This window comes from Vibrio sp. 1727 (assembly GCF_033344415.1).
Lineage (GTDB): Bacteria > Pseudomonadota > Gammaproteobacteria > Enterobacterales > Vibrionaceae > Vibrio > Vibrio alginolyticus.
Window position 1 is genome coordinate 1 of the sequence record NZ_JAWPOT010000346.1, and the last position, 653, is coordinate 653.

Sequence of the window (653 nt, forward strand, 5' to 3'; positions counted from 1 at the left end):
TAGAAGTGATTGACGTTGCGGTAAATGGCAGAGAAGCGGTCGAAAAAGCCAAAGCTCTCAAGCCGGACGTCATCACCATGGATATTGAAATGCCAGTTATGGATGGCATTACGGCTGTGCGTGAAATCATGGCTGCATCTCCAACGCCAATTCTGATGTTTTCGTCCCTGACTCATGATGGGGCGAAAGCAACTCTTGATGCGTTGGACGCTGGCGCTCTGGACTTCTTACCGAAGAAGTTTGAAGATATTGCACGTAACCGCGATGAAGCGGTTCCGCTGCTTCAGCAACGTGTCATTCAAATTGCCTCTAAGCGTGCTTTCATGCGCCGTCCTGTAGCGCGTCCAGCTGCTGCAACTAGTGCTGCGCGCCCACTGGCTTCAAGAACCGCTACGCCTGCCGCATCGGCTCCGGCTCGGCCGGCAGCAACCAAGTTCCGCGCATCGGGTAAGAAATACCAGTTAACAGCGATTGGCACATCCACTGGTGGCCCAGTTGCTTTACAAAAAATTCTTACTCGTCTGCCGATGAACTACCCACATCCAATCGTGCTGATTCAGCATATGCCTGCGACATTTACGGCGGCATTTGCAAGTCGATTGAACACGTTGTGTAAGATTCAAGTGAAAGAAGCACAAGACGGTGATGTGTTA

Annotated in this window: 1 protein-coding gene; it reads left to right on the forward strand. The window is 51.3% G+C overall.

What is annotated here, in order from left to right:
- Positions 1-653: chemotaxis protein CheB (locus tag R8O10_RS25660; RefSeq protein ID WP_318192016.1), on the forward strand; the 653-nt coding region annotated here is incomplete at both ends.